This window comes from Baekduia soli (assembly GCF_007970665.1).
GTDB classification, from domain to species: Bacteria; Actinomycetota; Thermoleophilia; order Solirubrobacterales; family Solirubrobacteraceae; genus Baekduia; species Baekduia soli.
Genome location: NZ_CP042430.1, coordinates 5,135,912 through 5,162,452, shown reverse-complemented (window position 1 = coordinate 5,162,452; position 26,541 = coordinate 5,135,912). Strand labels below are relative to the sequence as shown.

Here is a 26,541-nt window from a genome sequence, read left to right as displayed (position 1 = left end):
AACCGATCGATCGTTTGACAGCGATCGTCCGGCCGCGTTAGCGTCGGCGCCCCACCCGAGGTGCGACGAGGAGAGCCAGCGTGTCCGTCCACACCAGCGAAGCCCCGGTCTACCCCGCGATGCAGCACGCGGAGTGCCCCTTCCCGCTCTTCGAGCAGCTGCGCGAGGAGCACCCGGTCTACCACGTGCCCGGGCGCGACGACGAGTACCTCGTCACCCGCCACGAGGACCTCGTCTACGTCACCTCGCACCCCGAGCTGTTCTCGAGCACGCCGCACGACGTCCCGTGGTCGCCGGGCTGGAGCGAGACGATGATCGCCCAGGATCCGCCAGAGCACGGCGCGGTGCGCAAGATCGCCCAGCGCTCGTTCACGCCGGCCAAGATCAACGCCTACGAGACGGTCGTGCGCGGGATCGTCGACGAGCTCATCGACGGGTTCATCGACAAGGGTGAGGTGGAGTTCTGCACCGCCTTCGCCAATCCGCTGTCGCTGTGGGTGACCTCGGCGCTCATGGGGCTGCCCCGGGAGGATGCGAGCTGGCTCGAGCGCCTCCTGGGCCCGTTCGAGGCGCAGGGCATCCGCTACCACCCGCCCGAGCGTCAGGCCATCCAGGACGCCAACGGCGCGGTGGCGGTGCAGTACCTGCGCGAGCAGGTCCTGGACCGCATCGCCCACCCTGGCGACGACATGATCAGCGAGCTGGTGCGCAACCACACGGCGGCCACCGGCGGCGAGCCCAACGTCGACTACCTGGCCGTGGAGAGCAACGTCATGCTCGCCGGCGGCCTGACGACGTCCGGGCACCTCTTCGCCAGCGCCATGTCGCTGCTCGTCCGCCACCCCGAGGCGCTCGCGGCGGTGCGCGAGGACTTCGCGCGCATCCCGCGGATGCTCGAGGAGGCGCTGCGCCTGGAGACCGCGGCCCAGTGGCAGCCCCGCTACGCGACGCAGGACACGACGCTCGGCGGCGTCGACATCCCGAAGGGCGCATGCCTGCTCATCGTCTACGCGGCGGCCAACCGCGACCCCGCGCGCTTCCCGTGCCCCGACGACTTCGACATCGGGCGCCCGAACGTCGCCAAGCACGTCGGGTGGGGCCACGGCGCCCACTTCTGCCTCGGCGCCCCGCTCGCGCGGCTCGAGGGGCGCGTCGCGTTCGAGCAGCTGTTCACGCGCCTGCAGGACATCCGTGCCGCGCCCGGTCGCAACGACTTCACGCACTATGAGACGGTCTACTTCCGCGCGCCCAAGAGCCTGCACCTGTGGTTCCAGCGCGCGGGGCGCGATCCGTTCGGGCTGACCGCGCAGGGCGAGCACCTGCAGCCCTGAGGCCCGGCGGGCCGGTGCCCTGGCGCGACAACCAAACACTTGGTAGGTTCGCTACGGTCGTCCGACAGGAGAGAGAGAACGATGTCGCGCATCACCCCCGCCGCGCTCGAGGGCAACGCCGTCCAGACCAGCCTGCTGGCCCGGGTCCTCGGACGACGGCCCGAGATCCTCACGGCCTTCGGGCGCCTCGACGCGGCCACGCGCTTCCACGGGGAGCTCTCGCCCGCGCTCAAGGAGGCGGTCCGGCGCGCCACCGCCGGCGAGGTCGGCTGCGAGTACTGCCAGTCGCTGGGCGAGTACCGGCCCAATCCCGACGACGCGCGGGAGTCGCTGGCCGTCGCCTTCGCGCGGCTCATCGCCGACGACCCGACCCAGATCTCCGACGCCCAGTTCGACGTGCTGCGCGAGGAGTTCAGCGAGGAAGAGATCGTCGAGCTCGTGGCCTTCGTCTGCTTCGTGGCGATCGCCGGCCAGCTCTTCGGGGCGACGATGGCCCTCGGTCCGGCCGACCCCGAAGAGGCCGCGGCCTACCAGGCCGTCGTCGGGAGCCGCTGACCATGGGCGAGCTGCTGCAGGGCAAGGGGGCCGGGCTCGGGCGCTACGCGACGCGGTTCCCGCTGCCGGAGCGCACGATGCTGCACGTCCTGCGCGCGCGGGCCCAGGAGCATCCCGACCGCACCTGGCTCGTCTTCGACGGTGAGGACGGCGCACCCGTCGAGCTGACCTTCGGCGCCGCGCAGGACCGCGTCCACCAGGTCGCCCAGGCGCTGCACACCGATCTCGGCGACCCCGTCCACGTCGGCATCTTCCTGCGCAACCAGGTGGAGTTCTTCCCGGCGCTGTACGGCGCGATGGCCTCCGGCGGCGTCGCCGTGCCGCTGAACGCCGACGCCCGGGGGGTCCTGTTGGAGCGCGTCATCGGCCAGGCCGAGATCAGCGTGCTCGTCGCGCGCGCCGACCTGCTCGACCGCCTGGGCGAGCTCGACGACCTCGGGGCGGTCGAGCTCATCGTCGCCGCGGGCGCCGACCCCGGCGCGCTCCCGGCGCAGGTGGGCGGACGGCGGGTCGTGGCCTTCGACGCCTGGATCGAGGGCCGCTCCACCGAGCCGGTCCGCGAGCTGCCCGACTCCTCCGAGGTGGCGATGATCCAGTTCACCTCGGGCACGACCGGCAACTCGAAGGGCGTCGTCTACCCGCATCACTTCTTCTATCTGTACTCGGCCCTGGTCAGCGATGCCCAGGAGCACACCGAGGACGACGTCCTCTCCACGCCGCTGCCGCTCTTCCACGTAGCTGCGATCCACATCGTCTCCAATTCGGCGCTGCACGCCGGCTGCCGCGGTGTGCTCAAGACCAAGTTCTCGGCCCGCACGTACTGGGACGAGATCGCCCGCGACGGCGCGACCTTCGCGATCCTGCTCGGGCCGCTGGCCGCCATCCTGCTCAAGACGGTGCCCGAGGCGCCCGAGCACCGCCTGGCCAAGCTGTTCTGCCTGCCCTTCCCGCCCGGCGGCGAGGAGTTCGAGGAGCGCTTCCGCACGAAGATCCTCTGGCAGGGGTACGGGATGACCGAGGTCTACCCGCACCCCATGTCGCACACGATGGAGGAGGGCGTGCCCTACGACACCGTCGGCCACGCCGCCGCGTTCATGGACTACGGGGTCGTCGACGAGCACGACCGGCTGCTGGGGCCCGGCGAGCTCGGTCAGCTGGTCTACCGCCCGCGGCTGCCCGACGCGATGGCGCGCGGCTACTACAAGAACCCCGAGGCGACCGTCGAGGCGTTCCGCAACTTCATGTTCCACACGGGCGACGTCGGCATCATCGACGAGGAGGGCCGGGTCCACTACCGCGGGCGCGTGCAGGACCGCATCCGCCGCCGCGGCGAGAACATCTCCGCCGCCGAGCTGGAGTTCATCGCCTCGGGCCACGAGGCGATCGTCGAGGCCGCGGCCTACGGCGTGCCCGGCGAGTTCGGCGAGCACGAGGTCAAGCTCGACGTGGTCAGCTGCGTGGCCGACCTCGACCCGGCCGCCTACCACGCGTGGCTGACCGAGCAGCTGCCGCGCTACATGGTCCCCCGCTACCTCGAGCTGCTGCCCGAGCTGCCCAAGAGCCCGAGCGAGAAGGTCCAGAAGCACAAGCTCGCCGAGGCCGGGGTGGACCGGCCCGGCGTGCTGGTCTTCGAGCCCGTCCGCTCGCGCTGAGCGTCCGCCCGCCCGCTCAGCGCGAGACGAGCGCGCGAACGCGCTCGACGCGCTCCGGGCCGGCCATGAGCAGCGCGGTGGCCTCGATGGTCTCGGCGATCCCGGCCGGGCTGTGGCGGTTGACGAAGCGCTTGGTCGCCCGCAGGGCGACCTGCGGGTGGGCGGCCATGCGCGCGCCGATGGCCAGCGCGGCGTCGACCAGGTCCCCGGGCGGGTGGACCTCCTGGACCAGGCCGATCGCCCGGGCCTGGTCGGCGTCGAGGATGTCGCCGGTCAGCGCCATGCGGTGCGTCCAGTCGCGGCCGATGATCTCGGGGCCGCGGACGAGGCCGTAGCCGGGCATGAGGCCGAGCGTGATCTCGCGGAAGGCGAAGCGGGCGTCCTGCGCGGCGAACGCGAGATCGCAGGCCAGGGTCAGCTCCGTGCCGCCGCCGTAGGCGATCCCGTTGACCGCGCCGATGACGACGGTCTCCGCGCGCTCGACGGCCAGGAAGGACTCGATCGCCAGCCGGACCTGCCGGCGCGCGCTCGGCGTGTCCGTCACGCGGTGGAAGTCCTCGAGGTCGCCGCCGGCTGAGAACGCCCGGCCCTCGCCGGTGATCACCGCCACGGAGACCCCGTCGTCGTCGTCGAGCTCGGCCATGAGCGCACGGATCTCGTGGAAGAACGCGTGGTTCATCGCGTTGAGCTTCGCGGGCCGGGCGATCGTCACCAGCGCGGTGCCGTCGTCGCGGCGCTCGACGCGCAGGGTCTCCATGGCGGTGGCCATGGCTCAGCCCCGCCCGTCGACCCGGCGCGCCAGGCGCCAGGCGCTCGGGGTCACGACGCCGGCCAGCACCGCCTTGACGATGCCGCCGAAGATGAACACCGTGAAGCCGTAGTGGATGGCGTCGCCCCACGAGAGGTCGGCGGCGACCTTCAGCCACGGCACGCCGATCGCGAAGACCGCGAGCTGGCCGGCGGCGAACGTGAGGGCCGCGAGCAGCGGGCGGCGGTCGGCGCCGTGCTCGGCGGCCAGGCCGATCAGGCCGGCGGCCACGACGAAGCCGACGAGGTAGCCGCCCGAGCTGCCCCAGACCACGTGCGCGCCGCTGGCGCCGTCGGCGTAGACCGGCAGCAGGAGGCCCAGCAGGACGTAGAGCAGCTGAGAGGCGATCCCGCGGCGCGCGCCCAGCGCGGCGCCGGCGATCACGACGGCCAGTGTCTGGCCGGTGATCGGGACGGGGGAGGGCGGGACGGGGATCGAGATCTGCGCGCCTAGCGCGGTCAGGCCCGCCCCCGAGGCGACGAGCAGCGCGTCGCGGACACGGGTGCCGGGCAGGATGTCGGCGAGGACGCCGGCGGCGGTGGCGCGGGGGTTCAGGGCAACGGTGGACACGGGTTGGGGCTCCTTGGGTTCTGCAGTGCGAGGCGCGAACCGTACCAAACGAGCGGTTGGTTGACCGCGGTTCTGCGGGCCAGGTATCGTGCCACGCATGCTGACGACGGAGATCCGCGGGAGCACCGCGTGGCTGGTCCTCGACCGTCCCGAGAAGCTCAACGCCATGCCCCGCGGGTTCTTCTCCGAGCTGACCGACGCGATGGCCGCGCTGGCCGTCGACGACCGCGTGCGCGTGGTGGTCTTCTCCGGCGCCGGGCGCTGCTTCTCGGTCGGCGGCGACATCGAGGACTTCGGCACCATCGGCGGGGTGGCCGACCGCCGCGACTACATGGCCGTCGCGCTCGGCGCCTACCGGGCGGTCGACGAGTTCCCCAAGCCGACGATCGCCGCCGTCCACGGCCACGCGATGGGCGGGGGCTGCGAGCTGACGATGGTCTGCGACATCGTCGTCGCCGACGCCACCGCGCGGTTCGCCACCCCGGAGACGAGCGTGGGCCTCGTGCCCGGGCCCGGCATCGTCCGCGGCCGGGCCCAGGTCAACCTGCACTGGATGAAGTACCTCGTGCTGACCGGCCTGCCCATCGACGCCGAGCAGGCGCGCCTCGCCGGCCTGGTCAACACGGTCGTGGCCGAGGGCGAGCACCTCGCCGAGGCCGAGCGGCTGGCCGGAGTGATGGCGACGCGCTCACCCCTGGCGCAGTCGGTCGGCAAGGCATTTCTGGCGCGGGGTGCCTGGGAGCAGCAGGGGTACGCGGCGGAGGCGATCGCGCTGCTGCAGGGCGCCGACGACTTCGCCGAGGGCATCGCGGCGTTCACGCAGCGCCGGGCGCCGGCGTTCTAGGCTTGCGGGGAGCGGCCGGCCGCGGCTGGTACGCTCCCAAACGATTGGTTGAATCCATGAGGTCGGAGGCGTGGTCGGGATGAAGAGCGCACAGCAGGGCCGGGAAGTCGTCATCGTCGAGGCCGTCCGCACGCCCATCGGGCGCGGCCATCCCGAGAAGGGCTACTACAAGGACCTGCACCCCGCCGACCTGCTCGGGGCGACCTACAGGGAGCTCGTGTCCCGCAGCGGGATCGATCCTGCGGAGGTCGAGTATGTCGTCGCCGGCTGCGTGCAGCAGTTCGGCCAGCAGTCGATGAACGTGGCGCGCAACGCCTGGCTGCAGGAGGGCTTCCCGATCGAGGCGTCGGCCAGCACGATCGACCTGCAGTGCGGCTCGGCCCAGCAGGCCGTCGGCATCGCGGTCGCGCTCGTGGCCTCCGGCGTGCACGACGTGGCCATCGGGTCCGGCGTCGAGCACATGGGCCACAACTCGTTCGCCGCCGGCGAGCAGATCGCCAAGGACTACGGCAGCCCGTTCACCAAGCAGTTCTTCGAGAAGCACGACGTGCGCGGCCAGGGCATCGGCGCCGAGCTCATCGCCGAGCAGTGGGAGATCCCGCGCTCCGAGCTCGACGAGCTCGCCGTCGCCTCGCACCGCAAGGCCGCCGCCGCCACCGAGTCGGGCGTCTTCGAGCGCGAGATGGTGCCGATCGAGATCGACGGGGAGCGCATCGTCGCCGACCAGGGCATCCGCCCCGACACGACGCTGGAGAAGATCTCCACGCTCAAGCCGGCCTTCAAGCCCGACGGGCGCATCACCGCCGCCAACTCCTCGCAGATCTCCGACGGCGCCGCCGCCGTGCTCGTCATGACGAAGGAGAAGGCCAAGGAGCTCGGCCTGACCGCCCGCGCCAAGGTCGTCGACCACACCTCCGTCGGCTGCGACCCGGTCAAGATGCTCGAGGGCCCGATCCCGTCGACGCGCAAGATCCTCGAGCGCAACGAGATCGTCATGGACGACATCGACTTCGTCGAGATCAACGAGGCCTTCGCGCCCGTCGTCGCCGCCTTCCAGCGCGAGCTGGATCCCGACATGGACCGCGTCAACCCGCGCGGCGGCGCGATGGCCCTCGGCCACCCGCTCGGCTCCACCGGCGCCCGCCTGATCACCACGCTGCTGCACGAGATGGAGGACGAGGACAAGGAGCTCGGCCTCGTGACCATGTGCTGCGGCGGCGGTCTGGGGACCGCCACGCTGATCCAGCGGGTCTGACCGCGCCGATGCGCCGGACGATCTTCGCCGCCGAGCACGACGACTTCCGCGAGTCGGTCCGCGGCTTCCTGACCAAGGAGGCCGTGCCGCACACGGAGGCGTGGGAGGCGGCCGGGGTCATCGACCGGGACTTCTGGCGCAAGGCCGCCGCGCAGGGCTACGTCGCCTTCCAGGCGCCCGAGGACCTGGGCGGGGCGGGGATCGACGACTTCCGCTTCAACGCGATCATCGACGAGGAGGCGGCCTACACCGGGACCGCCGGCGACGGGTTCGCGCTGGTCAACGACATCGTCGCGCCCTACCTGCTGGACCTCACCACCGACGAGCAGCGCGAGCGGTGGATGCCGGGCGTGACGTCCGGCGACATCGTGCCCGTCATCGCCATGTCCGAGCCCGGCACGGGCTCGGACCTGCGCGCGATCGCGTCCAAGGCCACCTGGAAGGGCGACCACTGGTCGCTGACGGGCTCCAAGACGTTCGTGACCAGCGGCATCCAGGCCGACCTGGTCATCGCCGCCGCGCGGATCGAGCGCGAGGGCGTCGAGGGGATGGGCCTGTTCGCCGTCGAGGCCGGTGCCGAGGGCTTCACGCGCGGGCGCAAGCTCGACAAGATCGGGCGCAAGGCCCAGGACACGGCCGAGCTGTTCTTCGACGACGTGACCGTGGCCCCGGAGAACCTCATCGGCGAGCAGGGCCGCGGCCTGCAGCTCCTGATGAAGAACCTGCCCCAGGAGCGGCTCTCGATCGCCGTGACCGCGGTGGCCAGCGCGGAGCGCGCGCTGGAGATCACGCTGGAGTACGCGCGCAGCCGCAACGCGTTCGGCAAGCCGATCGGCTCCTTCCAGGCCAACCGGTTCTCGCTGGCCGAGGCGGCGACCGAGGTCGCGGTCGCGCGCGTGTACGTCGACCGCTGCATCGAGGCCGCCGTCGACGGCTCGCTGACGGCCGAGGAGGCCGCGGGCTGCAAGTACTGGACGACCGAGCTGCAGTTCCGGGTCATCGACCTCGGCCTGCAGCTGCACGGCGGCTACGGCTACATGGAGGAGTACGAGATCGCGCGCATGTGGCGCGACGCCCGCGTGCAGCGGATCTACGGCGGGACGACCGAGATCATGAAGGAGATCGTCGGCCGGTCGCTGGGTCTGTGAGATCACGCCCGATGTCCGGGCACCCACCCCGAGAGAGGAGCACCTGATGCCGAGCGGCCCGTTCGCCCATGTCTGCCTGCTGGTCGAGGACCTCGACCGCGCGGTCGAGGACTGGACCAAGATCCTGTCGGTCGTCGACCCCAAGCAGCTCGACGAGCCCCTGGTGCGCTACGACGAGTTCGAGGGCGCCGAGGAGGGCAGCATGCGCTGGGCGACGTTCGTCTCCCACCACGGCGCCGAGATCCAGCTCATGGAGCCCGCGCCCGAGTCGCACCTGGGCAAGCGCCTGGCCAAGCACGGCGAGCACGTGCACCACATCTGCTTCACCGTCGACGACCCCGCCGACGTCTCGCGCCGCCTGGCCGAGCAGGGCATCGCGGTCTCCGGCGACCTCAACACCGACCCGAAGTTCCCGTGGCAGGCGTGGAACTGGGTGCTGCCCCAGTCCGTGCACGGCACGCTGGTCGAGATCGCGCGGCCCTACAAGGCCGTCGACGGCAGGTGGGAGGACGGCTCGGCATGACCGGCATCCAGAAGGTCGTCGTCGTCGGCGGCGGCATCATGGGCAACGGGATCGCGCAGGTCGTGGCCACCGCGGGCCTGGAGGTCACCGTCGTCGACATCTCGCAGGACGCTCTGGCCAAGACGCAGGTGCGCATCGAGCGCAGCCTCGGGCGCTTCGTCACGTCCGGCAAGCTCACCCAGGACGACGCCGACGCGGCGCTGGGCCGCATCGCGATGAGCACCGACCTGGCCGGCGCGGCGGCCGGCGCCGACCACGCGATCGAGACGGTCGTCGAGGACCTCGAGATCAAGCGCGGCGTGCTGCAGGCGCTCGACGCGGCCTGCCGCGACGACGTGATCCTGGCCTCCAACACGTCGCAGTTCTCGATCTCGACGCTGGCGGCCGCCACCGGGCGCCCGGACCGCGTGATCGGCTCGCACTGGTTCAACCCGCCGCCGCTCATGGACCTCATCGAGGTCATCCGCGGCGTCGAGACCTCCGACGCTACGCTGGCCACGACCCTGGAGCTCGCGGAGCGCTACGGGCGCCGGACCGTCGTCTGCCAGAAGGACACGCCCGGGTTCATCACGTCGCGGCTCATCGTCACGCTCGGCCTGGAGGCCATGCGCATCGTCGAGGAGGGCATCGCCAGCGCCGAGGACGTCAACCTCGCCTGCGTCAAGGCCTTCAACCACGCCATGGGCCCGCTCGACACGATGGACTTCTCGGGTCTGGACACCACGCTGCACGTCGCCGAGAACATGCGCGAGCAGTACGGTGAGCGCTTCCTGCCCCCGCAGAACCTTCGGGTCCTCGTCAACGGCGGCCACCTGGGCCGCAAGACCGGTCGCGGCTTCGCCGACTACGGCGAGTCGAGCTAGGAGAGAGAGCGCACATGGCAGACCGCAACGCCGTCGCCGAGCTGTTGTCCAAGTACGCCTGGGCCATGGACAGCGGGAACTTCGAGCTCCTGGGTGACGTGTTCACGCAGGACGCCGGGTTCTCCATCGACATCGCCGGCACGCAGGCCATCGAGCCGATCACCGGCCGCGACGCGATCGTCGAGTTCATCCGCAGCACGGTGTCGGGCCAGCAGGACCAGCGCCGCCACGTCATCAGCAACCAGCGCTTCGCCAGCGAGGGGGCCGACGACGCCGTGGTCACCTCGACGCTCACGCTGAACGTCATCACCGACGGCGTGCTCGAGGTCAAGGCGACGGGCGTCTACACGTCCGCGGTCGTCCTGGAGGACGGCACCTGGCGGATCAGCGACCTCAACATCGGGCTGGACACGGCGTTCTGAGGCCGGAGGTCTCCCGGCCGCGGGTTCGGCCCCCCGGGCCGACACCCGCTGAGGCAACCCGGCCCTCTAGGGCCGGCGTTGCCCGTCGAGGAACGCCACGGTCTCGGCCACCGCGTCGGGGACCACCGAGATCGCGTCGATGCCCATGTCCACCAGGGCCCGCAGGAGCTCGTGGTCATGGGCCGGCGCGTCGCCGCAGATCGACACGGGACGCCCGACCGCGTGGGCGCCGTCGACGATGCGGCGCATGGCCTCGAGCACCGCGGGGTCGCCGGCGGCGTAGTGCGCGCTGAGCTCGGGCGAGTCGCGGTCGATGCCCAGCACGAGCTGGGCCAGGTCGTTGGAGCCGATGGAGATCCCGTCGACCTCGGCGGCGAAGGCCTGGGGCAGCAGCGCGGTGGCCGGCACCTCGGCCATCGCCCACACCGGCGGCGGAGGGACGTCGCCGAAGGCCTGCGCGACGACGGCGCGCGCGGCGCGCAGCTCATCCACGGTCCGCACGAACGGCAGCATGAGGCGCAGGTTGTCCAGGCCGCCCTCGCGGACCTCGCGCAGCGCCTGGAGCTCGAGCGCGAACTCCTCCGGGCGCAGGAGATAGCGGTAGACGCCGCGGCGGCCGAGCATCGGGTTGGCCTCCGCTGGCTCGAAGCGCTCGCCGCCCTCCAGCCCGCGGTACTCGTTGGACTTCAGGTCCGAGGCGCGAAACGTGACGGGGCGGGGGTGGAACGCGGCGCCGACGGTCTGCAGCGCGTCGCGGAAGAACGCGACGAAGACGTCCTGGCCGCCGTCGGCCAGCAGGGCGCCGGGGTGGCGGCCGGTGCTCAGCGCGAGGAACTCGGCGCGCATGAGCCCGACGCCGTCGGCCGGCAGCTGCGCGGCCGCGGCGGCCCGGTGGGGCAGCGAGAGGTTGACCAGGACGCGCGGCCTGCGGTCAGGCAAGCGCGATGGTCCCGTCCTCGGCCAGGCGCACCCGGCGGCCCTCGAGCACCTCGTCGGGCTCGAGCTCGGCGCCCATGATGCAGGGCAGCCCGAACTCGCGCGAGACCAGCGCGAGGTGCGACGTCATGCCGCCCGAGCGGCAGATGACGCCGCGGACCTTGGCCAGCAGCGGCACCACGGCGGTGGCCGAGGCCGACTCGGTGAGCAGGATGACCTCGTCGAGGTCGGGGCGCTGCATCAGGCCGAAGACCTGCTGGACGTCGTCGGCGTGGGCCACGACGCCCTCCACGGCGCCCGCGAAGGCCACCTGCCCCTGTCCGATGGTCGTCACAGCCCCTCCTGGTCGGCTCCGAGGGCGCGACCCTAGCACGCGCCATCGCGTGACAACCTGCCAAACGCTTGATAGAAGAGCGACCGTCCCGGGTCCCGTCCCACGGTGCCCCACGCATGGTCGAGGAGATGGAGGAGACGGATGAGGATCGGGTACCTGATCGATCTGCACAAGGGCGGCTACGAGCAGCCCATGCCCACCCCGCAGGACGCCCACGACACGATGGAGGCGATGATCGAGGAGGGCATCGTCGCCGAGCGCGCCGGGTTCCACTCGCTGCAGGTGCCCGACCGCCACGGGCGCACGGAGTGCTACTTCCCCGGCCCGGAGCAGATCCTGACGATCCTCGCCCGCGAGACCGACCGGGTCGCGATCGGCACGTTCACGCACATCCACACGCTCCTGCACCCCATGAAGGCCGCCGAGCAGTACGCGGTCATCGACAACCTGTCGCAGGGCCGGCTGTACACGACGCTGTCGCGCGGGTTCCACCCCGGGTACTGGCAGCAGTTCGGCGTTCCGCAGGACCACATGCTCGGCCGCTTCCAGGAGGCCATCAAGATCTGGCAGCTGGCGTTCGCGGGCGAGCGCTTCGACTTCGACGGCAAGTACTGGCAGGTCCAGCAGGGCCTCCTCGCGCCCCAGCCCCACCAGGAGGGCGGCTGGCCGATCTGGGGCGGCGGCAACGCGGTCCCCGCGGCCATCCGGCGCTCGGCCGACTACGGCGAGTGCTGGACGTGCGACCCGTTCCCGCTGATGAAGGAGGTCTGGGAGCAGCAGGTCGGCACCTACCGCGAGCGCGCGGAGGAGCTGGGCAAGACGCCCTACATCGTGCTCATGCGCGACGGCTGGGTGGCCGACACGTTCGAGGACGCCGCGGCGCAGTTCGGCACGCACTTCGTCGAGGAGATGCGCTTCTACTTCCGCCAGGGCATCTTCACCCACCACCCGGACTTCCAGAGCGAGTCCGACATCACGCCGGAGGCGGCCGCCCCGCACACGATCATGGGCAGCCCGCAGCAGTGCATCGAGCAGCTCGAGCGCTACCACGAGGAGTTCGGCGTCGACTACTTCACCCTACGCTTCCGGATGCCGACCGGCCCGTCGATGGAGGCCGCCCGCGAGCAGATCCAGCGCTTCGGCGAGGAGGTCGTCCAGCCCATCCACAGGAAGTACCCGGCGCCCGACCACCCGTCGATCCCGGCGGCCTGCCGATGGTAGGACCGCCCGACGGCGAGCTCGGGCTGAGCGCCGTCGACGACTACCCCTTCCACCAGGCGCCGGCCCCGCTGCCGGTGCCCGCGACCTCGGACCCGCGGTTCAACGACGGGTACTACTTCGGGTTCTTCGCCCCGGGGCGGTTCGCGTACCTCGGGCTGCGCCTGTACGCCAACATGAACGTCATGGACGGCTACGCGGGGGCGATCGCCGGAGGCGAGCAGCGCACGGTACGCGCCTCGCGCGCGCTGCGCCCGAGCGTCGACGTGCTGGAGGTGGGCCCGGTGTCGATGGAGATCCTGGAGCCCATGCGCCGCCAGCGCCTGCGGCTGGCCGAGAACGCCACGGGGGTCACGTTCGACGTCGAAGTCACCGCCAGCTCGCCGGCGTTCTTCGAGGCGCCCGACATCCACCATCGGCAGGGCCGGCTCATCAACCACGTGCTGCGCTACACGCAGCTCTCGCGCGTCAGCGGCGTCATGGCCGTCGACGGCGAGGAGATCGCCGTCGACGCGTGGTACGGCGACCGCGACCACTCCTGGGGGATCCGGCACTCGATGGGCCCGGCGATCCCCGTCAAGGGCGTCGAGCGCTCGGCGGGGGACCCGCGGGCGATGCGCATCTGGATCCCGTTCGAGGTCGGCGACCACCGCGGCATGTTCGCGATGCACGAGGACGCCGACGGCCGGGTGCTTGACTTCGACGGCCGCCTGCTGACCGCCGACGGCACCGAGATCCCGCTCACGGGCGCGCGCCACGCGTTCCGCTACGTGCCCGGCACCCGGCGGCTGACGGGCGGGAGCTTCACGCTGACCGACGTCGCCGGAGGCGAGCACGCCTATGCCTTCGAGGTCGTCGCCGACCCGGCGTGCGCGCAGGGCTTCGGCTACGTGCGCGGCTGGCAGGACGGGCTGCCGCCCGGCTCATGGCGCGGTGCCGAGCACGTGGAGGCCGACCGCTTCCGCGTCGACGACCCCGCGGTCGTGGCCGGGCCCGCGCACGTGCCCGTCGAGCGCCGCCTCGGCGTCTGCGAGTACCCGTCGGCGATCGAGGGGCCCGGTGGGCAGCGCGGCATGGCCCAGATCGAGCACATGATCTACCGGCCCTACCGGCCCTACGGGCTGTCGTGAGGAGCAGCGCATGAGCCCTGAGCTGTCGGTCGACGACCTCAACGCCGTCATCCACATGTTCGGCGAGCACCAGAAGCACGAGATGCGCGCCGAGAAGCGCGAGTCGATGCGGTCGGTGCTGTTCGACCTCCCGCGCCGGTCCTCCCTGGGCTGGCACGTGCTCTACGAGCTCGAGGCCGGCTACCTGCGCGAGCTGCTGCAGCACACGACGCCCGAGGAGCTCGGCCGCCGCATGCGCACCGTGGGCAGCCGGCCCTACGGGCTGCAGCCGTTCATCGTCATGTGCACCTACCTCGGCGCCCGTCAGCAGCGCATGATGGACCTCGGCCTGTCGCCCGGCGACCGCTTCGTCGAGGAGCGGCCGGAGGACCTTGCGACCGTCGTGGACTTCTGGATGCGCCTGCAGTGCGCCTACCGCAGCGACGACGTGCTCGTGCCCGGCCAGGCCGGGGCCACGCTGCCGATCCTCGACGACGACGTGATCGCCGACCTGGCGTCCCTGGCGCAGCCGCCGGCGACCGAGCGCTACACCGCGGTGCGCCGGATGGCGGCCACGCTCGAGCTGTACGGGTTCATGCTGCACGGCGAGCAGCGCGACGGGATCTTCGGCCACGGGCCCTACCCGCTGGGCGACGGCCGCGTGCTGTACCTCAAGGAGTTCAACGACCTGCGCAACGACTACCTGCCGTGGGCGGCGACGGCGGTGCGCAACCCGCTGGATCACGTCGCGGTGTCCTACGTCGCCCACGACGTGCAGGTCTCCTGCGACATGTTCGGGTCGATCCGGGTCGAGCCCGGCGACCCCTCCGACCGCCTCGACGGCGTGGCCGTCCTGACGCGCGGGGCCGACGGCGCGCTGCGGGCGCTGGACGACGACGAGATCGTGGCCGTGCAGCACGCGGCCGCCGACGGCCAGGAGGAGCTGTTCATGAAGGCCGTCCAGTGGGACGACGCCTACAAGATCCTCTACGGCGCCCCGCTGTTCGCCAACCACCTCAAGCCGTTCTTCGACCTCGCCGAGCACCCCGACGCCGACGCCATCGGCCGACGGCTCATGGACGACTGCGTGGCGGTCGGCGAGCGCCTCGTGCCCGGGCTCCTCGGCCACCCGGTGCCCAGCGTATGGGGCCACATGGGCGCCGGGGACCTGCCGCTGTACTGGCCGATGGTGGTGTAGGGACCTGCGTGGTGGCGTCCCACGCGGGCGCTGGTGGGGTGCGTGGGCGCCCGCGGGGCCGGTGAGGAGGGTGACAGCCACGGGGGTCCTGGAGCCTGCACGGGACGCCGGTGGCGCAAACGTGTGGTCATCGCCCACCTTCGCGCCACCGGCCGCCGCGCTCCGCCCGGCGCCGGCGGACGACCTCGGGCGCCGGGCCCCGCGGGCGCGTTCTCCCTTCGTCGCCTCCGGACCACGCCGGCGCGCTCGCGCGCGCCGGGACGGCGCGCCCCCGGGCGACCTCAGCCCGCCAGCAGCACGAGCGCGTCGACCGCCGTCGCGCCCTGGCCCACCGGGTGCACGAGCAGCGGGTTGACCTCGACGGCCTCGAGCCGCTCGCCGAGGGCGACCGCGACGGCGGCCACGCCCTCGATGGCGGTCACCGCGGCGTCGAGGTCGGCCGGGGGCGCCCCGCGGTGCCCGGCCAGCAGCGGCGCGACGCCGACCTCGCCGAGCATCGCCCGGGCCTCGCCGGCCCGCAGGGGCATCATGCGCCGGGCCACGCCGCCCAGCAGCTCGGCCAGCACGCCGCCGGCGCCCACCACGAGGACCGGCCCCAGCAGCGGGTCGCGCGTCGCGCCGACGATGAGCTCGACCCCGGCCGGCGCCATGGCCTGCACGATCGACCCCTCGGGCGTCGCGCCGGCGGCGCGTGCCGCCGCCACGACCGTGTCGTGGGCGCCGCCGGCCTCGTCGCCGCGCACCCCGAGGACGACGGCCCCCGCGTCGCTCTTGTGCAGCAGGTTCCGCGCCGAGGCCTTGACCACCACGGGCCCTCCGAGCGCCTGCGCGGCGGCCACCGCGGCGGCGGCATCGGGGGCCGGCCGGGTCGCGGCCACCGGCACGCCGGCGCCGCCCAGCAGCGCGAGCCCCTCGGCCTCGGTCAACGCGCCACGGGCGGGCAGCGGGGGCAGCGCCGCCGCGGCGATCGGCTCGGCCTCGCCGCCGGCCGGCACGAGCGTGCGGGCCACGAGCGCCCGCATCGCGCGCCCGGCGTCCTCGAAGCACGCCACGCCGGCCTCCATGAGCCGCCGGCGCGCGGGCGCCGCCATCGCGCCGGCCGTCCACAGCACCGCGAGGTCGCCGGCGCCGGCGCCGAGGATGAGGTCGGCCAGGCGCTCGGAGGGCTCGGGCGGGTGGACGGTGAGGACGAGGATCGCGGTCGCGATCTCGGGCGCCTCGGTGAAGGCCCGCAGCGACTGGCGGAAGATCTCGGGGTCGTCGGAGAACATCCCCGACATGTCGGCCGGGTTGCCGAGCGCCGCGAAGTCGGGCAGCGTCGCCTCCAGCCGCGCGCGCGTCGCCGCCGAGAGCTCGGGCAGCTGCAGGCCGGCGCGCTCGGCCGCCTCCGTCGCCACGACGCCCGCGCCGCCGGACGTCGAGAGGATCCCCACGCCGCGTCCCTCCGTGCGCCCGAGGCGCTCGAGCGCCACCGCGTGGTCGAGCAGGTCGTCGAAGCCCAGGACGCGGATCGCGCCGTGGCGGCGCAGCCAGGCGTCGACGACGTCGTCGGCGGTGGCCAGCGCGCCGGTGTGCGCCGCGCTGGCGCGGGCCGCCGCGGCCGTCGCGCCGCCCTTGAGCACCACGACCGGCTTGCCCGCGGCGCGCAGCGCGTCGAGGCCGCCGCCCAGCAGCTCGGGCTGCCGGATGCCCTCGAGGAAGACGGTGACCACGCGCGTCGGCTCGTGCTCGGCCAGCCACCACAGCAGCTCGCCCACGGTGACGTCGGCCTCGTTGCCGGTGCAGACGGCCAGGCTCAGGCCGGCGCCGGCGTCCTGCGCGCGCTCGACGAGCAGCCCGGCGACGCCGCCGGACTGCGCGACGACCGCGATGCCGCCCGTCACGAACTCCGGGCGGAACCCGACCCCGCTGGCGATCCCGCACGTCGACTCGGCGAAGTTGATGAACCCGGGGCTGTTGGGGCCCACGACGCGCATGCCGCTCTCATGGGCCAGCGCGGTGATCCGCCGCTCGTCGCGCGCTCCCTCCTCGCCGACCTCCGAGAACCCGGAGGCGAACACCGACACGCCCCCGACGCCGGCGTCGGCGCACTCCCGCAGGCTGTCGAGGACCGCCGCCTGCGGCAGCGACATGATCGCCAGGTCGACGGGGCCGTCCGCCGCGGCCGCGGTGACCGACGGCAGGCACGGCAGGCCGGCGATCTCGTCGTGGCGCGGGTTGACCGGCACGATGCGGCCCGTGTAGCCGTGGCGCTGCAGGCCCGCGATGAACCGCCCCGAGAGCGCCCCCGGGCGGCCGGAGGCGCCGAGCACGGCGATCGTGCGCGGCTGCAGGACGCGGTCGAGCGTGCGCAGGCGCGCCGGGGCCGGCGCCGGGGTCGTCGTCACCTGCGCGGCCCCCGCGTCAGCGCGGGCCGGTGAGGCCGTTGATCACGAAGTCCGCGCACGACGTGGAGACCTGCGCGGGCTTGAGCTTGCCGCCGGGCTTGTACCAGCGGTAGACCCAGATCATCGAGCCGAAGAGGTAGTTCGTGGCCAGGTGGGAGTCCACCGACGCATCGACCTCGCCCCGGGCCTGTGCCTCCTCGATGAGCCCGGCGACGAACTGCTCGTGCTGGCGGCGCTTGCGCAGCAGCTCCTTGAGTCGGCCCTCGGAGAGCTGGTTGACGTCGTGGTAGTAGATGGCCATCTTGGCCAGGTTGCGGCTCGTGTAGTCGACCTGGCGCGTGACGTAGAGGTGCAGCCGGTCCAGCGGGGCCAGGTCAGGCACGGCCTGGACCTCGGCCAGGACGGCGTCGACCTCGTCATGGGCCTCGTCGAGCAGCCGGAAGAGCAGGTCTTCCTTGGAGTCGATGTAGTGGTACAGGCTGCCCTTGAGGATCCCCAGCTCGTCGGCGATGTGCTGGACGGAGGCGTCGGCGTACCCGCGCGTGTGGAAGACCTTCGTGGCGGCGTCCAGGACCTCCTGGTCGCGCCGCGCTCCGCCGCCGTTGCGCGCGCTGGGGCGCGCCGGCTTGGCCGGGGCCTTCCCGGCCTTCGCGCGGGTCCTGCCGGGTCCTGCCTCGTCTGCCACCTGAGCTCCTCCGGGACCTGCCGATCCGATTGATCGTGCCGGTTTCCCACTGATCGGGTCGGCAGAGGTTACCAGCGGTGGCGGCACTTACCAAACGGACGGTCGTCCGGGGCGCCGCGGGTGCACCCGGCGGGAAAACCAAACGCTTGGTTGGAGACTCCTGTATGATCGGGCGCCAGATGGAGTCGCTCGTCCAGATCGAGGTGGCCGACGGCGTGGCCACCGTAGCCGTGGTCAACCCGCCGGTCAACGCCCTCGCCGATCCTGTCCTCGACGAGCTCGGGGCGGCGGCCCGGCGCCTGGCGGCCGACGACGCCGTCCGCAGCGTCGTGCTCACGGGCGGCGGGGAGCGCAGCTTCATCGCCGGGGCCGACCTGCGCCACTTCGCGGAGATCCTCGGCGACACCGGCGAGATGGCCGCGCACGTGGAGCTCACCGCGGGCGTCTTCGGTGCCTGGGACGCGCTGCCCATGCCGGTCGTCGCCGCGATCGGCGGCCACGCGATGGGCGGCGGGCTCGAGCTCGCGCTGACCTGCGACCTGCTCGTCGTGGATCCCCGGGCCAAGCTCGGCACGCCCGAGGTCACCCTCGGGCTCATCCCCGGGGCCGGGGGCACGCAGCGCCTGCCGCGCCGGATCGGCCTCGCCGCCGCCACGCGCATGCTGCTGCTCGGGACACCGGTCGACGCGGCCACCGCCCGGGCCTGCGGGCTGGTCGACGTCGTCGCCGAGCCCGGCGCCGCACTCCCCGAGGCTCACGCCCTCGCGGTCCGCCTTGCGGCCCTGCCGGCCCGCGCGGTCACCGCCGCGAAGGCCGCCCTGCGGACCGCGGCGCAGGCCCCGCTGGCCGAGGGCCTGGCCGCCGAGCGCGAGCTCTTCCTGGGCGTCGCCGCGACCGCCGACGCCCGCGAGGGCGCGATCGCGTTCCTGGCCAAGCGACCGCCCGCGTTCATCCATGCCTAGTCTGTGCACCGCCTCGACGAAACGCCTCCCATGACCGACGACCGCCACATCCCCGCTCCCGCCACCGTGCCGACCCCGCTCGACGAGCTCGAGCGCCGGCGCGCCGATGCCCTCGCGATGGGCGGCCCCGAGCGCATCGCGCGCCACGAGGCCACCGGCCGGCTCACCGCCCGCGATCGCATCGACCTCCTGATCGACCCGGGCAGCTGGCGCGAGATCGGCCTGCACGCGCTGCCCGAGATCCGCCGCGACGCACCGTCGCCCGGCGACGCCATCGTCACGGGCCTGGCCCGCGTCGGCGGCCGCATGGTCGGCGTCGTGGCCATCGACGCCACGGTCCTGGCCGGCACGACCGCCCCGGTCAACATGCGCAAGCAGAACCGGATCGCCGAGTGGGCCGGCCGCAAGGGCATCCCGCTGATCTTCCTGTCCGACAACGACGGCGGCCGCCTGCCCGACCTGCTCGGCTGGCGATTCTCGGGCGTCCCCTTCGACTTCACGACATTCCTGCAGTCGCCGCCCGGGTCCCCCTCGATCCCGCGCATCACCGCGGTCCTGGGGCCGAGCTACGGCGACGCCGCGCTCCATGCGGCGATCGCCGACCTCGTGGTCATGAAGCGCGACTCCGCCATCGCGCTGTCCGGGCCGCCGGTGATCCTGGGCGCGATCGGCGAGGACGTCAGCGCCGACGAGCTGGGCGGTCCCGGGGTGGCCCACGAGACGAGCGGCAGCGCCCACGTCGTCGTCGACGAGGAACAGGAGGCCATCGCCAGCATCAAGAAGTTCCTGGGGTACATGCCCGACGCGGCCGACCTCCCTGCGCCGATCGCCCCGCCCGTCGAGCCCGCCCGCGACCCGTCCGAGCTCGTCGACCTCGTGCCCTCTGCGCCGCGGCGCGGCTACGACATGCGCAGGGTCCTGCAGGCCATCGTCGACGGCGACTCGCTGTTCGAGTGGGGCGAGCGCTTCGGCCGCAGCCTCATCTGCGCGCTGGCCCGGATCGAGGGTCATCCCGTGGGCGTCATCGCCAGCCAGCCCATGCAGCGCGCCGGCGTGCTCGACGTGCCCGCCCTCACGAAGGAGCTGCGGTTCGCCGAGCTCTGCGACACCTTCAACATCCCGCTGGTCTTCCTGCAGGACGTGCCCGGCCTCATGATCGGCACCGACGCCGAGCGGGGCGGCATCCTGGGCTGCTACGAGCGCCTCGCGGCGGCGCTGGCCCGCGCACAGGTCCCGAAGATCGCCGTGGTGGTGCGCAAGGCCTACGGCGGCGGCCACATCGCGATGGGCGGCCGGCCGGTCAAGCCCGACCTGCTCGTGGCCTGGCCGTCGGCCGAGCTGGGGTTCATGGCCCCCGACACCGGCGTGCGCACCGTGCACCGGCGCAAGCTCGACAAGCTCGCCGAGGAGGAGGGCGTCGAGGCACGCGACGCGCTCGCCGCCCAGCTCGAGGCCGAGTGGGCCGCCGAGTCCCAGCCCTGGGAGGCCGCGGCCAACATCATCCTCGACGACGTCATCCACCCGGCCGACACACGCCGCGTGATCGCCGAAGGCATCGAGTTCGCCTGGGGCACCCGCCCGCGCGTGACGAGCAAGGGCGTCTAGGTGGCGACCGTCGAGGCGCACATCACCGGGACGATCTGGACCATCGAGGTCCAGGTCGGCGACACCGTGGAGGAGGGCGACACGGTCGCCATCCTCGAGTCGATGAAGATGGAGATGCCGGTCGAGGCCGAGGAGGCCGGGACCGTCGTCGAGATCCTCTGCGAGACCGGGCAGCCGGTCACCGAGGGCCAGCCGCTCGTGCGGCTGGCCTGACGGCTCACCAGCGGCACGCCGGCGGGATCGCCGGATGGTCTGGCGCCGGGTACCGCGCGTGGATCGGCGCGACGACCTCCTCGCCGAAGCGCCGGATCTGCTCGGCGGTGGCCTCCATGGACGGCCCGGTCGAGAGCCGGCAGCAGAAGACCACGTAGTCGACGCCCTGCTCCTCGTGCAGGCGCCGGAGCTGCCCGACGCAGTCCCGCGCCGGGCCCATGAGCGTGTACGGGGCCACGGCGGTGGCCGTCACGTCGCCGGGGCCGGCGAAGGCCTGTGCGCGCGACGCGCCCTCGTTGCGCAGGTAGAAGCGCACCATGCGCGCGTAGTGCTCGCCGAAGACCGCGGCGGCCTCGGCCAGGCTGTCGGCGACCCACCCGTCGCGCATGAGCACCACGAACGGGCGCTTGCCCAGCTCGGCGGCCCGGTCGCGGTAGGCCTGCGCGTCGGCCGCGAACGCCTCGGGCGTGGCGGGCAGCGGATCGCAGGTCCAGGCCTGGGCGTACTCGGCGCTGCGCCGGACCGCGGCGGGCACCTTGTTGCCCCCGCCCACAGCGGCCAGCCGCCAGCCTGCGCCGGGGCGGGTGCCAACAGGCCGTCGCGGACCTGCCAGTGCACGCCGTCGTGGTCGAACGGCTCGCCGGCGAACGCCGTCTCCCAGACCCGGAGTGTCTCCCTGAACCGCCCGAGCATACGGTCCTCCGGGATCCCGAACTGACCCCAGAAGGCGGGGAGGAACCCGCGCGAGACGGTCGTCACCAGGCGGCCGCCCGAGAGCTGGTCGATCACCGCGAACTGCTCGGCGGCCTTCATGGGGTGTACGAGCGTGGCGACGAACGTGAAGCTGCCGAGCATCACGCGTGCGGTCTCGCGGGCGAGCAGGGTCAGCAGCTGCTCGGGCGCCGGGAAGACGCACGCCGGCGCGCGGTGGCGGTCCGGGACGTGGACGGAGTGGAAGCCCACCGCCTCGGCGAGCAGGCCCTCCTGGACCATCGCCTCCATCGCCGCGCCGGTCTGCGCGGGCGTCAGCGGCCGGCGGTCGGGCCCGACGACGTTGGTGTCGATGAGGTAGCCGACGCGCACGACGACTCAGGCGCCGGCGATCCGCGGGGCCTCGGTGATCCCCAGCTCGGCCAGCTCGTCGCGCATGCGGTCGCGCAGCACGTACTTCTGGATCTTCTGCGTCGGCGTGACGGGGAACTCCTCGAGCACGCGCAGGTAGCGCGGGATCTTGTAGGTGGCGATCCGGCCCGTGCAGAACGCCACGAGCTCGGCCTCGGTGAGCTCGGCGCCCGGGGCCAGCTGCACGAACGCCGCCGGCACCTCGCCGTAGCGGTCGTCGGGCACGCCGACCACGGCGGCCACCGCGATCGCCGGGTGGGTGATGAGGTAGCCCTCGATGTCGGCGGCCGAGACGTTCTCGCCGCCGACCTTGAGCATGTCCTTCAGCCGGCCCATGAACGTCAGCGTGCCGTCGTCCTGCCAGGCCATCAGGTCGCCCGTGGCGAACCACCCGCCGGCGTCGACGGCCGCCCCGGTCGCCGCCGGGTCGCCGTAGTAGCCGACGAACCGCGTCGGGCTGCGAAACCACATCTCGCCCGGCACGCCCGGCCCGCACTCGGCGCCGCTGTCGGGATCGACGATGCGGACCTCGACGCCGGTCATCGGGCGCCCCGAGGTGTGGGTGCGCGAGTGCAGCGAGTCGCGCAGCGGGTCGCCGAGGCAGATCGACCCGCAGGACTCGGTGCTGCCGAAGCACGAGATCTGCGCCGCGTGGGGCACCTGGGCCTGCATCTGCTCCAGGCGCGCGGGGGCGCCGACGTTCATGATCGCCCGCAGCGCGCCGAGGTCGGCCTCGGCGAAGCGCGGGTGGCTGAGCACGTCGTTCCAGATGAGCTCGAAGGCCGGGAAGGCGACGGTCACACGCTCGCGCTCGAGCTGGTCCAGCGCGGCGGTGGGCTCGAACAGCCCGGCGTGGCTGAAGCACGCCCCGCGCGAGAGCGTGGTCATGAGGACCTGCCACCCGCCGATGTGGAACAGCGGCAGCGGGGTCCAGAAGCGGTCCGCCGCGGTCATCGCCAGGCGCTCGCAGCAGTTCTCGCCCTCGGCCAGCAGCGTGGCGTGAGAGTGCAGGCAGCCCTTGGGGTCGGCCGTGGTGCCGGAGGTGTAGAGCAGCAGCGCGTGGGTGCCGCGGGTGACGCGGTCCTCCAGCGCGAGGACGTCGTCCTCCGTGACGCGGGCGGCGCCCGCGTCGAACGCCGCGTCGGCCCCGAGGGACACGGCGGCGCATCCGTCGGGCAGCCCGGTCTGCGCGATGAGGCCGGCGAACTCCTCGTCGGAGAGCAGCAGCCGCATCCCCGAGTGGCGCAGGACGTAGCCGAGCTCGCGCACCTTGTTGCGGGCGTTGACGCCGACGCAGATCGCCCCGAGGGTCATGGCGCCCAGCGCGTGCGCCAGGTAGGCCGGCGATCCCCGGCGCAGGAGGATGCCGACGCGATCGCCGGGGCTGACGCCCGCGGCGTGCAGGCGCCGCGCCGCCAGCAGCGTCATGGACCGCAGCTCGGCGTAGCTCTCCTGGCCCTCGGGGAACGACGCGGCGGGCCGGCCGGGGTGCTCACGCGCGGTGTCGGCCAGCAGGCCGGTGACGCAGCGGCGGTGGGCGGACGGGTGGTCGTCGGGGCCGGCGGCCGGACGGCTGGACATGGGCCGACGCTACCACCTCGGGCACCCTCGCACCAGCCAACCGGTTGGTTGAACCCGGGGAGGCGCTGGTAGCGTCGCCGCGGTGAGCTACGACCATCTGGCCGGGCGTCCGCTGCCCGAGGGCGCGATGACCGTGACCGCCGCGGGCGACCGGCGCTTCACGGCGCTGGTCGGCGGCCGCGCGCTCGAGGGCGACGCGGTGCACCCGCTGTGGCTCATGATCGCGCTGGTCGGTCACCTGGGCGTGCCGATCGAGGACGTCTACGCCCAGGTCGGCTGCGACATGGCAACCGACGGGCCGATGCTCGGCGAGGTCGACCTCGAGCTGCACCGGCCGCTGCGGACCGGGACCTACCGGGTCCTCGGCGAGATCGTCGACGTGCGCCGCACGGCGGGGCGCAGCGGGCCGTTCGACCTCATGCGCATGCGCGTGCGCCTGGCCGACGACGAGGGCGTTGCCGCGACGTGCCTCGCCGTCCAGGTCGTCCCGCGGCGGGCGGCATGAGCGCCGGGCCGCAGGGCGGCGCGCCGCTGCCCGAGCGGGTCGTCGACCCCGTCGATGCCGACGCGATGCGGGGCCTGGCCGAGCTCCTACGCGACCCCAACCCCATCCACCTCGACGGAGCCGCCGCCGCGGCGGCCGGGCTCGGCGACCGCCCGGTCAACCAGGGGCCGGCGAACTGCGCCTACGTCGTGGCCATGCTCCAGGAGGCCTTCCCGGGCGCCGAGCTGCGCCGGCTGCGCTTCCGCCTGCTCTCGCCCGTCGCGGCGGGCGACCGCGTCGTGGCCGGCGGCGTCGTGACCGGCGTTGAGCACGACGGCGGCGCGATGGTCGTCTCCTGCGAGACCTGGCTCGACGTCGACGGCGGGCGCCGCGTGGTCTCCGGCAGCGCCGAGGTGCTCATCGTCGGCCCCGGCCCGGCGGCGGCGTGATGATCGCGAACGTCCCGATGCCGGTCATCATCAGCCGGCCGTCCTCCGTGTGGACCTCGGCGCTGGTGTAGGCCAGCGTGCGCCCGCGACGGTCGACCGTCGCCGTGCAGGTGACCTCGCCGTGGTCGGTGCTCGTGAGGTAGTTGACCGCCGTGCTCACGGTCGCGGCACCCCGCCCCGGCTCGAGGTCATGCCAGACGAGGTTGCCCATCGCGAAGTCGACGAGCGCGAAGCCCACGGGCCCGAGCAGCTTGCCGATGCCGTTGACCAGCTCGGGGCGGACCGTCAGCGCGACCTGGCCCGGGCCCAGGACGCGCAGGCCCAGCCAGCGCGCGTAGGGCTCGTGGTCGTCGGGGCCGCCCTTCATCCCGTGGGGGACGCATCCGCCCCGCCGTCGACCACGATCCGCTGCCCGGTGACCATCGCGGCATCTTCGCAGGCCAGGAAGCGGACCACCCGCGCCACGTCGGCCGGGCGGGTGACCCGGCCCAGGGGCTGCGCGGCGTCGAGTTGCGAGATGTCGTCGAGGCCGAGCTTGGCCTTGACGAGCTTGGACCCCATGTCGGTCACCACGAGACCGGGCGCCACGATGTTGACCCGCACGCCGTTGCCGACCTCCTCGTGGGCGAGCGTCAGCGCGAGCGCCTCGAGCGCCGCCTTGGCCATGTTGTACGGCGCGCCGTTGGCGCGCATGGCCGCCAGCTCGGAGGAGGAGATGACGACGACGTCGCCGCGCGGGGCGGCGCGCAGGCCGGGCAGCAGCCGCTGGATGAGGCGGTGGGCGCCGAAGGCGTGCGTCGCGACGACCCGCTGGACCTCGGCGGGGTCGGTGTCGGCCACGGACTGCCCGCGCGACGCGATCCCGGCGTTGCACACGAGCAGGTCCACGGGGCCCAGCGCCTCCAGCGCGGCGTCGGCCAGCGCGTCGACCTCCGCGAGCTCGGTCACCGATGCCTGTAGCGCGACGGCCCGTCCGCCCGCCGCCTGCACCAGCCCGACGACCTCGCGCGCGGCCGCCTCGTCGCGGCGGTAGTTTACGCCGACCGCGGCGCCGGCGGCGGCCAGCTCGAGCGCGATGCCGCGCCCGATGCCGCGGCTGGCGCCGGTGACCAGCGCGACGCGGCCCTCCAGCGGGCGCTCAGGCGACGGCATGCGCCGGCTCCTCGCTGTCGAGCAGGCGGCGCACCTCGGTCATCGCCTTGAAGGAGAAGACGGACTGGGCCGGATCGGCGAACGGCGTGATGTTCCAGAGGATCACGTCGCGCAGGCCGGCCTGCCCGTAGGTGCGGATCTGCTCGGCGATGGTCTCCGGCGTCCCGCACAGGGTGTGCTCGCGCACGATGCCGCCGGGGATGTGGCCGATGATCCGCTCGGCCTCCTGGCGCGTGACCGTCGTGGGCATGAACGAGTGAAAGCCCGTGCCGCCCTCGAACGGCGACGTGGACCCGTGGCGCGTGTAGGTGTCCTCGGGCAGGTCGACGGCGGCGAACAGCATCCGCACCATCGGCGACTCGAGCATCGTCGCCAGCGTCTCCTCGTCGGGTGCGCAGATGACGTAGGCCAGCATGGACGGCGTGATCGCGTCGGGGTCGCGCCCGGCGCCCTCGGCGCTCTCGCGGATGACCGCGAGCTTCTCGGCGTAGGCCTCCGGCCGGATGTTCGTGGGCAGCCAGCCGTCGGCCAGGCGCCCGGTGATGCGCAGCATCCGCGGGCCGTGGGCGGCGAGCCACACCTCCGGCGGGCGGCCCTCGTAGGGCTGCAGGCCGAGCACCGCGTCGCGCAGCCGGAAGAACTGCCCGTCGAAGTCGACCGGCTTGTCGGTGCTCCAGAGCAGGCGCATGAGCCTGACGGCCTCCTCCAGGCGCCCGACGGGCTTCTCGAACTCCATGCCGTAGGGCGTGATGTTCATGCGCTCGCCGGAGCCGAGGCCGAGGACGGCTCGCCCTGAGGCCAGGTGGTCGGCCGTCAGGGCCGCCTGGGCGAGCATCGCGGGGTGGCGGCGGATCGTGTCGGTGACGCAGACGCCGACCTTGATCGACGTGGTCGCCGCGCCGGCGGCGCCCATCATCATGAGCGGGTCGAAGTGCGTGTGCGGGCTGTCCTGGTAGTCGGCCAGCAGCGTCATGTCGCGGGTCCACACGGAGTCGGGGATCCAGCCCATGAGATGGCACGGCCACCAGATCGCGTCGAACCCGTCGCGCTCGGCGCGCTGGGCGAACTCGATGGCCTTGGCGGCCGGTGGGATGATCCGGCCGGGGGCGCCGAGGGTGACGCGCATCAGATCGCC

Annotated in this window: 28 protein-coding genes and 1 pseudogene; 17 read left to right on the top strand and 12 right to left on the bottom strand. The window is 73.2% G+C overall.

Going from position 1 to position 26,541, the window contains the following annotated elements:
* Positions 1–80: 80 nt before the first annotated feature.
* The 3 genes from FSW04_RS25155 to FSW04_RS25145 all read left to right on the top strand — a co-directional run bounded on the left by FSW04_RS25155 (position 81) and on the right by FSW04_RS25145 (position 3,538).
* Positions 81–1,331: a cytochrome P450 gene (locus tag FSW04_RS25155; protein WP_146923289.1), complete on the top strand. Its 1,251-nt coding sequence runs from the start codon at positions 81–83 to the stop codon at positions 1,329–1,331.
* 81 nt (positions 1,332–1,412) lie between these two features.
* Complete coding sequence (locus FSW04_RS25150; RefSeq protein ID WP_146923286.1) at positions 1,413–1,886, top strand: carboxymuconolactone decarboxylase family protein; 474 nt, start codon at positions 1,413–1,415, stop codon at positions 1,884–1,886.
* 2 nt (positions 1,887–1,888) lie between these two features.
* The gene (locus FSW04_RS25145) at positions 1,889–3,538 is read left to right on the top strand and encodes an AMP-binding protein (protein ID WP_146923284.1); all 1,650 of its coding nucleotides are present in this window, start codon (positions 1,889–1,891) and stop codon (positions 3,536–3,538) included.
* Positions 3,539–3,554: 16 nt separating this feature from the next.
* On the opposite strand, the gene FSW04_RS25140 is transcribed toward FSW04_RS25145, so the two are convergent.
* Both FSW04_RS25140 and FSW04_RS25135 read right to left on the bottom strand, forming a co-directional pair.
* Complete coding sequence (locus tag FSW04_RS25140) at positions 3,555–4,307, bottom strand: enoyl-CoA hydratase/isomerase family protein (protein WP_146923282.1); 753 nt, start codon at positions 4,305–4,307, stop codon at positions 3,555–3,557.
* A 3-nt stretch (positions 4,308–4,310) separates the two neighbouring features.
* Positions 4,311–4,916: a biotin transporter BioY gene (locus FSW04_RS25135; RefSeq protein WP_228430749.1), complete on the bottom strand. Its 606-nt coding sequence runs from the start codon at positions 4,914–4,916 to the stop codon at positions 4,311–4,313.
* 97 nt (positions 4,917–5,013) lie between these two features.
* Between FSW04_RS25135 and FSW04_RS25130 the strand changes: the two genes are divergently transcribed.
* The 6 genes from FSW04_RS25130 to FSW04_RS25105 all read left to right on the top strand — a co-directional run bounded on the left by FSW04_RS25130 (position 5,014) and on the right by FSW04_RS25105 (position 9,971).
* A complete protein-coding gene (locus FSW04_RS25130) occupies positions 5,014–5,760 on the top strand; it encodes an enoyl-CoA hydratase/isomerase family protein (protein ID WP_146923280.1) in 747 nt (248 codons plus the stop codon).
* A gap of 79 nt (positions 5,761–5,839) precedes the next feature.
* Complete coding sequence (locus FSW04_RS25125; protein ID WP_146923278.1) at positions 5,840–7,015, top strand: thiolase family protein; 1,176 nt, start codon at positions 5,840–5,842, stop codon at positions 7,013–7,015.
* An 8-nt stretch (positions 7,016–7,023) separates the two neighbouring features.
* A complete protein-coding gene (locus FSW04_RS25120) occupies positions 7,024–8,163 on the top strand; it encodes an acyl-CoA dehydrogenase family protein (protein ID WP_146923276.1) in 1,140 nt (379 codons plus the stop codon).
* A 46-nt stretch (positions 8,164–8,209) separates the two neighbouring features.
* Positions 8,210–8,686 (top strand): VOC family protein, encoded by a 477-nt coding sequence (locus FSW04_RS25115; RefSeq protein WP_146923274.1) that lies wholly within the window; start codon positions 8,210–8,212, stop codon positions 8,684–8,686.
* Complete coding sequence (locus tag FSW04_RS25110) at positions 8,683–9,549, top strand: 3-hydroxyacyl-CoA dehydrogenase family protein (RefSeq protein WP_146923272.1); 867 nt, start codon at positions 8,683–8,685, stop codon at positions 9,547–9,549. Before FSW04_RS25115 ends, FSW04_RS25110 begins: the two co-directional genes overlap by 4 nt.
* 14 nt (positions 9,550–9,563) lie before the next feature.
* Positions 9,564–9,971 (top strand): nuclear transport factor 2 family protein, encoded by a 408-nt coding sequence (locus FSW04_RS25105; protein WP_146923270.1) that lies wholly within the window; start codon positions 9,564–9,566, stop codon positions 9,969–9,971.
* 66 nt (positions 9,972–10,037) lie between these two features.
* On the opposite strand, the gene FSW04_RS25100 is transcribed toward FSW04_RS25105, so the two are convergent.
* Positions 10,038–10,910, bottom strand: a complete 873-nt coding sequence (locus tag FSW04_RS25100; RefSeq protein WP_146923268.1) for a putative PEP-binding protein — start codon at positions 10,908–10,910, stop codon at positions 10,038–10,040.
* Positions 10,903–11,241: a PEP-utilizing enzyme gene (locus FSW04_RS25095; RefSeq protein WP_146923266.1), complete on the bottom strand. Its 339-nt coding sequence runs from the start codon at positions 11,239–11,241 to the stop codon at positions 10,903–10,905. Before FSW04_RS25095 ends, FSW04_RS25100 begins: the two co-directional genes overlap by 8 nt.
* A gap of 141 nt (positions 11,242–11,382) precedes the next feature.
* On the opposite strand from FSW04_RS25095, the gene FSW04_RS25090 reads away from it, so the two are divergent.
* Genes FSW04_RS25090 through FSW04_RS25080 form a run of 3 tightly spaced genes read left to right on the top strand, consistent with a single transcriptional unit; the run spans position 11,383 to position 14,766 of the window.
* On the top strand, positions 11,383–12,462 hold the full coding sequence (locus FSW04_RS25090; protein WP_146923264.1) for an LLM class flavin-dependent oxidoreductase: 1,080 nt from the start codon (positions 11,383–11,385) through the stop codon (positions 12,460–12,462).
* Entirely contained in the window at positions 12,456–13,589 is a 1,134-nt protein-coding gene (locus FSW04_RS25085) for a hypothetical protein (protein ID WP_146923262.1), read from the top strand. The genes FSW04_RS25090 and FSW04_RS25085 overlap by 7 nt, the downstream gene beginning before the upstream one ends.
* A 10-nt stretch (positions 13,590–13,599) precedes the next feature.
* Positions 13,600–14,766: a hypothetical protein gene (locus FSW04_RS25080; RefSeq protein ID WP_146923260.1), complete on the top strand. Its 1,167-nt coding sequence runs from the start codon at positions 13,600–13,602 to the stop codon at positions 14,764–14,766.
* A 281-nt stretch (positions 14,767–15,047) separates the two neighbouring features.
* Here the strand turns inward: FSW04_RS25080 and FSW04_RS25075 are convergent, their stop codons facing one another.
* Both FSW04_RS25075 and FSW04_RS25070 read right to left on the bottom strand, forming a co-directional pair.
* On the bottom strand, positions 15,048–17,153 hold the full coding sequence (locus FSW04_RS25075; RefSeq protein ID WP_146923258.1) for an acetate--CoA ligase family protein: 2,106 nt from the start codon (positions 17,151–17,153) through the stop codon (positions 15,048–15,050).
* A 16-nt stretch (positions 17,154–17,169) separates the two neighbouring features.
* A complete protein-coding gene (locus FSW04_RS25070; RefSeq protein WP_187369091.1) occupies positions 17,170–17,838 on the bottom strand; it encodes a TetR/AcrR family transcriptional regulator in 669 nt (222 codons plus the stop codon).
* Between the two features lie 179 nt (positions 17,839–18,017).
* Here FSW04_RS25070 and FSW04_RS25065 point away from each other — a divergent pair, with 179 nt between their 5' ends.
* Genes FSW04_RS25065 through FSW04_RS25055 form a run of 3 tightly spaced genes read left to right on the top strand, consistent with a single transcriptional unit; the run spans position 18,018 to position 20,618 of the window.
* The gene (locus FSW04_RS25065; RefSeq protein WP_146923254.1) at positions 18,018–18,800 is read left to right on the top strand and encodes an enoyl-CoA hydratase/isomerase family protein; all 783 of its coding nucleotides are present in this window, start codon (positions 18,018–18,020) and stop codon (positions 18,798–18,800) included.
* Positions 18,801–18,830: 30 nt separating this feature from the next.
* On the top strand, positions 18,831–20,405 hold the full coding sequence (locus FSW04_RS25060; RefSeq protein ID WP_146923252.1) for an acyl-CoA carboxylase subunit beta: 1,575 nt from the start codon (positions 18,831–18,833) through the stop codon (positions 20,403–20,405).
* Complete coding sequence (locus FSW04_RS25055) at positions 20,406–20,618, top strand: acetyl-CoA carboxylase biotin carboxyl carrier protein subunit (protein WP_146923250.1); 213 nt, start codon at positions 20,406–20,408, stop codon at positions 20,616–20,618. It abuts the gene before it with no gap.
* Positions 20,619–20,622: 4 nt separating this feature from the next.
* Here FSW04_RS25055 and FSW04_RS27665 read toward each other — a convergent pair whose 3' ends face one another.
* From FSW04_RS27665 to FSW04_RS25040, 3 genes and pseudogenes are all read right to left on the bottom strand, one after another.
* A complete protein-coding gene (locus FSW04_RS27665; protein ID WP_228430747.1) occupies positions 20,623–21,171 on the bottom strand; it encodes a hypothetical protein in 549 nt (182 codons plus the stop codon).
* A gap of 41 nt (positions 21,172–21,212) precedes the next feature.
* A pseudogene (locus FSW04_RS28830) lies at positions 21,213–21,611 on the bottom strand (LLM class flavin-dependent oxidoreductase); the annotation flags it as partial.
* 96 nt (positions 21,612–21,707) lie between these two features.
* Positions 21,708–23,321, bottom strand: coding sequence for a class I adenylate-forming enzyme family protein (locus FSW04_RS25040; protein WP_146923245.1), 1,614 nt, complete (start codon positions 23,319–23,321; stop codon positions 21,708–21,710).
* An 82-nt stretch (positions 23,322–23,403) separates the two neighbouring features.
* On the opposite strand from FSW04_RS25040, the gene FSW04_RS25035 reads away from it, so the two are divergent.
* On the top strand, positions 23,404–23,826 hold the full coding sequence (locus FSW04_RS25035; RefSeq protein ID WP_146923243.1) for a hypothetical protein: 423 nt from the start codon (positions 23,404–23,406) through the stop codon (positions 23,824–23,826).
* On the top strand, positions 23,823–24,254 hold the full coding sequence (locus FSW04_RS25030; RefSeq protein ID WP_146923241.1) for a MaoC/PaaZ C-terminal domain-containing protein: 432 nt from the start codon (positions 23,823–23,825) through the stop codon (positions 24,252–24,254). Before FSW04_RS25035 ends, FSW04_RS25030 begins: the two co-directional genes overlap by 4 nt.
* On the opposite strand, the gene FSW04_RS25025 is transcribed toward FSW04_RS25030, so the two are convergent.
* Genes FSW04_RS25025 through FSW04_RS25015 form a run of 3 tightly spaced genes read right to left on the bottom strand, consistent with a single transcriptional unit; the run spans position 24,223 to position 26,532 of the window.
* On the bottom strand, positions 24,223–24,621 hold the full coding sequence (locus tag FSW04_RS25025) for a PaaI family thioesterase (protein WP_146923239.1): 399 nt from the start codon (positions 24,619–24,621) through the stop codon (positions 24,223–24,225). The two genes, FSW04_RS25030 and FSW04_RS25025, sit on opposite strands and share 32 nt — an antisense overlap.
* A complete protein-coding gene (locus tag FSW04_RS25020) occupies positions 24,618–25,406 on the bottom strand; it encodes an SDR family NAD(P)-dependent oxidoreductase (protein WP_146923237.1) in 789 nt (262 codons plus the stop codon). Before FSW04_RS25020 ends, FSW04_RS25025 begins: the two co-directional genes overlap by 4 nt.
* On the bottom strand, positions 25,393–26,532 hold the full coding sequence (locus tag FSW04_RS25015) for an LLM class flavin-dependent oxidoreductase (protein ID WP_146923235.1): 1,140 nt from the start codon (positions 26,530–26,532) through the stop codon (positions 25,393–25,395). The genes FSW04_RS25020 and FSW04_RS25015 overlap by 14 nt, the downstream gene beginning before the upstream one ends.
* Positions 26,533–26,541: the final 9 nt, after the last annotated feature.